The 5,536-nt window shown below is 42.9% G+C and carries 3 protein-coding genes; 1 reads left to right on the plus strand and 2 read right to left on the minus strand.

Annotation, left to right across the window (positions count from 1 at the left end; translation table 11 throughout):
- Window positions 1-231 precede the first annotated feature (231 nt).
- Window positions 232-2,208: an ATP-dependent protease LonB gene (gene lonB / locus U9O96_06045; protein MEA2054655.1), complete on the plus strand. Its 1,977-nt coding sequence runs from the start codon at window positions 232-234 to the stop codon at window positions 2,206-2,208.
- Here lonB and U9O96_06050 read toward each other — a convergent pair.
- Both U9O96_06050 and U9O96_06055 read right to left on the minus strand, forming a co-directional pair.
- Window positions 2,205-3,464, minus strand: coding sequence for a hypothetical protein (locus U9O96_06050; protein ID MEA2054656.1), 1,260 nt, complete (start codon window positions 3,462-3,464; stop codon window positions 2,205-2,207). The genes lonB and U9O96_06050 overlap by 4 nt on opposite strands.
- A gap of 49 nt (window positions 3,465-3,513) precedes the next feature.
- On the minus strand, window positions 3,514-5,536 hold a 2,023-nt coding region (locus U9O96_06055), incomplete at its 5' end, for a PKD domain-containing protein (protein ID MEA2054657.1).

Below are 5,536 nucleotides of genomic sequence, written 5' to 3' on the forward strand. Positions count from 1 at the left end.
GGAAAGCATTGGACGAATGTTGATTATGATTATTATCAGAGCATCAGAACAGAAAGTCAAATGACACTCATTGATTTTGCCAGTCCCATGTGATACGCTTCGGGCTTCAGCCCGGAGTAGTTAACTAATTTTCTATATGGCATCGTCGCATCAGCCTGCAAAAATATTATATAAAAGTAATTCTTGTCCCATTACGTGAAAAAAGAAAAGATTGTCCCAATAGAAGAATGGATGGAAAAGCAAGAGATAGAGACGACTGAAAGCTTGGAGATACCAGAACTGTTAATGGATCAGGTAATAGGCCAGGATCATGCCGTAGATGTCGTAAGACAGGCTGCACGACAGAAAAGGCATGTCATGCTTATTGGCGACCCGGGAACTGGAAAATCAATGGTAGCCAGGGCAATGACAGAATTTTTACCCAAAGAAGAGTTAGAGGACATGCTGGTTTATCCGAATGCCGATGACCCAAATACACCTCGCGTCCGCGTCGTACCGGCAACAAAAGGTAAGGAGATAGTCGAATCAATGAAAGCAGAGGCGAGAAGGAGGGAGCAGCAGCAGTCCCAGATGATGACGACCATACTCGCCCTAATAGTGGGAGGGGCCCTTATCGGGGCGATAATAATGGAAGACCTTACAATTGCATTATTTGGAATAATCGCGGCAGCCATGATTTATTTAATAGGAATGAGGGGCGGAATCATCCAGAGGAGAGAGGAGAAAGATGTGCCAAAACTTCTTGTTTCCCATGAGGGGGGAGATGTGCCTCCATTCATTGATGCCACGGCTGCCCATTCCGGCGCCCTATTAGGAGACGTTCGCCATGACCCATTTCAGGCGGGCGGGCTAGAGACACCTGCTCATTTGAGGGTTGAAGCGGGGGCCATACATAAAGCCCATAAAGGCGTACTTTACATTGACGAAATAAACACATTAAGTTTGCCATCGCAGCAGCATTTGCTCACGGCCATACAAGAAAAAAAGTTTCAGATAACGGGGCAATCGGAGCGGAGCTCGGGAGCGATGGTAAAGACGGAAAATGTTCCCTGTGACTTTATTCTGGTGTGCGCGGGAAATCTGGATGCAGTCGAGGGGATGCACCCTGCATTGAGGAGCAGAATAAGGGGATATGGCTACGAAATCTACGTGAAAAGCCGTATGGAGGACAATGACGAGAACAGGAAGAAACTTGTTCGCTTTGTTGCACAGGAAGTGGCTAAGGACAAAAAGATACCGCACTTTAATAAAGGGGCTGTGGCGGAGATTATAAGGGAGGCACAACGAAGGGCAGGTCAGAAAGGAAGGTTATCTTTACGGCTAAGAGAACTCGGAGGACTTGTACGGGTGGCCGGAGACCTTGCGGTTAAGGAAGAAAAGAACATTGTAACGGCAGATCATGTGATAAGGGCAAAGGAAATGGCCCGCTCATTGGAACAGCAGGTAGCGGACAGATATCTTAAAATGAAAAAGGTATATCAATCATTTAAGGTAAGTGGAGCGGAAATTGGAACAGTAAATGGGCTTGCCATAATGTCGGCAGACCCCTCGATGAGTGAATTTTCCGGGTTGATCCTTCCAATAGTAGCAGAAGTAACACCGGCTGGCTCAAAATCCGAAGGCAAGATAATAGCCACTGGACGGCTTGGAGAAATAGCAAACGAGGCCGTGCAGAATGTCTCTGCCATACTTAAAAAATACATGGGAGAAGACATATCGAAGAGAGACATCCACATACAGTTCGTGGGGACATATGAGGGAGTTGAAGGCGATTCGGCCTCAATTTCGGTTGCAACGGCCGTCATATCGGCGATGGAAAATGTTCCACTATCTCAAGAAGTAGGAATGACGGGCTCTCTAAGCGTTCATGGTACCGTACTGCCAATTGGGGGAGTTACAGCCAAAATAGAAGCAGCAGCAAAGGCAGGCCTTAAGAAGGTTCTTATACCGAAAGCAAACACGCAGGATGTTTTGATAGAGGATGAATACAAGGATAAAATAGAGATTATACCTGTAGAAACATTGAAAGATGTGCTGGAAAATGTTTTGGTTGGTGAAGGAAAGAAAAAATTATTGAAAAAATTGGAAGCCCTTCAGCCATCTGTGACAAGTAAAGTAGACTTGGAATCGGAAAAAGCGGTAATTAAAATTCCTGTGGGGAGAAGAAGAACAAAGATAAAGAAGCCCGTTGCTGAAGGGGGGGTTTAACTAACCCATCCGGGACCAACCTGGGCATATATTTTCGTTATTCTAATGCAAAACTCCACGTCATACGCACTTCCCTGCTGTGGCCCTTCTATAACCAGTGAGATGTAATTGTTGCTTTCATTTACGTCTATCGTGAAATTTATTTTTGAGCTATTCATGGTGTTATTCAAATATCTCTCCCATGCAACAGGATAATTGGTGTTTATACGTATCGTAACGTTCTTTGCCAGAGCTTTATATTCCCGGTAACTTGAATAATTTATTCTGATGGAGTATGTCCCATAACCGCTTGCACTCGTCTTGCCTGCCATGCCTTCAATATTTATGGCAGATATATTGATTACATATTTTGTGGTGAGATTTTTTACATCAAAGAAAGGTGGGGATATGATTGCTTCTCCGCTACCGGGCTGTCCCAATACAACGGCCCCTCCTTCATATACATATGTCTGGTCTACAAAGTAGGCATTTTCAGATTGATAGCTTATCGTGCCGAGGTCGTAAGAGGGGCCTATGACGGCATTGTCATATTTGTAACATTTGATTTCAAAATCTCCATTCGAGGAACCATTCACTGAGATGTTGTAAGGCGTTGACACGTATGGAAGCACGTCAGTGGCAAATTTATAGTCGGGATTGAGAAGATTTACTCTGAATTCTTCCTGAGAGGAAATGCCGGAAGCAATTGTTTGGTTGAATAAAATCTGGGTGTTATTTATTGTTTTTAGTGTTATCCTAAAACTGCCAGTATCATTAAATACGTCAACTTCCAGGTTTTTATTTCCGTTTATTGAGACATTGAAGGTATCGCCGTCGTGAAGTACGCTTATAACAATCTCAAAAGTTGAAATGCTGCTTATATAATCGATAGTCCCGGGGTTAAATGGACTTGGCTGATATAACCTCTCTTCTTTGCCAGATTGCGATGTAACCGAGATGCTGAAACTGCTGGAGTTGGATGATAAAACGTTTAATGAGCCGAATGACCTTGCAGATACAAAGTACGGCAATTCTTTACTGCCCAGCGTAATAGAATTTGTTATCGGCACATCCATTTGTGCCATTGCCTGCAAATCTATAGAGAACTTTATATTTGAAAATTGATTTGCAACCGTGTCCATATGGTCTGCTTCCTTATCTTTCATCCAGTTGGGAACATAATATACCTGAATGAGTACTATTACTGCCACGAAAAGAGACACCATGAGTATTGCAACAACTACGCCCACCTGTGCCCTCTCTTTCTCATTCATCATGGATACAATCCCACACCCCTTAAATAAATTTGCGATATTTTAATGCATATCACCTTCTCTTTCTCATATAAACAAAAAGGACCGCACCGACTGCTACAATCATTGCTATTGTCATTCCAGCAATATATAGGGCAGGAAATTTTTTCCCTTCCTCATTTCTTACATTCACTTTTATTGAAGAAATATTGCTGTAATCCCTGCCATCATAAGCCCTTACGTATAGGGTATGCTGCCCATTGCTGGCAGAAGTGGTATCCCATAAATAACTCCATGGATTTGCCTCTGTAACTTGCTTCCACGAGCCAGAATCAATTTTTATTTCCACCTTTTGTACGTGTCCATCACTGTCCATTGCCTCTCCCTGAACGGTGACAATTCCAGAAATAGTTGAACCATTGGAAGGCGAGGAAATAACTATGGAAGGCAACATATTGGGCTGTATTATAGCTGTAAAATGAGCTGTTACTGTTTTGTCACTATTCATCAATATCTCTACCGTAGAATTGATTCCTCCCGCAGCTCCTGACCAGTGGCTGAACTCGTAACCCTCATTGGCATTAGCAAAGGCAGTCACCTCTGTTCCTTCATCATATGTGCCCCCTGATGGGCTCAAAGTGACATTGCCAGCATTACTTGGCTCGACATTCACCGTCAGGGTGTACCGGGTTGGGGGAGGAGGTGGTTGAGTGAAAACAAAATATGCAATTATATTTTTATCCGAATTCATTGTAATATGTATCTGTCTGCTATACCCCGATATACTTTCTCCCCAGTGGTCAAATTCATAGCTGGATGCCGGGGATGCTGTAGCGGTTACCATTGTTCCTTCATTATATTTGCCGCCGGATGGATCCAGTATGATGGAGCCGCTTCCGGATGGGCTGACAGATATGGTCAGGGTGTATCGTTCCACAGTTTCCGTGAAATGAGCAACTATGCTTTTATCTGAATTCATTGTAATTTGGATTGAGGCGCTTGTACCTTCTGCATCTCCTCCCCAGTGGTCAAATTCATAGCCAGCGTTCGCATGAGCAGTGGCTGTAACAACCGTGCCAGCATCGTATGTTCCACCGACTGGACTCAATAAGATAGAGCCTGCATTCGACGGAGAAATAGATGCCGTTATATTATATTGCATTTTAAGTATTGTTACTTCCTTGGATGTTGTATTGGTTGCTCCATCATCATCTTTTACTGCAAGAGTAACGTTGTACATACCATCATAGGCATAACTGTGAGCTGCATTTTTTTCATAGCTATAATTTCCATCTCCAAAGCTCCATGTCCAGTTTACAATTGTACCGTCGGCATCGCTTGAATTATCTGTAAATTGGATGGTATCCTGAACGGTTGGACGCTCGGGAACATAATTAAAGTTGGCTGAAGGAGGAACGTTTGTTACCGTTACCCTCTTGCTTATGTTATCTATTAAACCCTCATTATCTGTCACTTCTAAGGTGACATTGTAAATACCATCATCTACATAACTATGAGTTGCATTTTGCAAGTAGCTTATGTTTCCATCTCCAAAGTCCCAGCTCCAGTTTACAACAAATCCATCAGGATCATCTGAATTGTCTGTGAAATGTATAGTATCTATGTCTGTAGGATCTGGCGGAATCCACGAGAAGTTTGCTACAGGAAAATTTAACTCTGCCGACTCTATCAACAGACTTTTATTTTCTATGAATGCAGTAATGGGCTGAGACGAGGCATTGCTTATCGTAACATCAGAGATATTGAGAGAGGTAATTCCTGCTTTCCTAGGAATGAATTTTATTTTTGAGATACAGCCGCTGCTTCCATCTGCCATTCCTGAAATACGCCCAATGATCCTTAATATCCCATCTTTTTCATTATAGGAAACATTGACTTCCTTGCTACCTATATATCCATTTTCGATATCCTCCAGATAAAGACAAGTATCATCATAAATTAACGTCATATTTATGCTGTTGAAGCCGGTGGCATTGCATATGGAAATGGATGCATTGAACTCGCCGTTCACCACATCGGGTGCCTCCACTTTCAAAATTGTTGACGTTGAAATGATACTTCTTCCGAGCCATACC

It is taken from the genome of Candidatus Thermoplasmatota archaeon, from assembly GCA_034660695.1.
Taxonomy (GTDB): domain Archaea; phylum Thermoplasmatota; class E2; order UBA202; family DSCA01; genus JAYEJS01.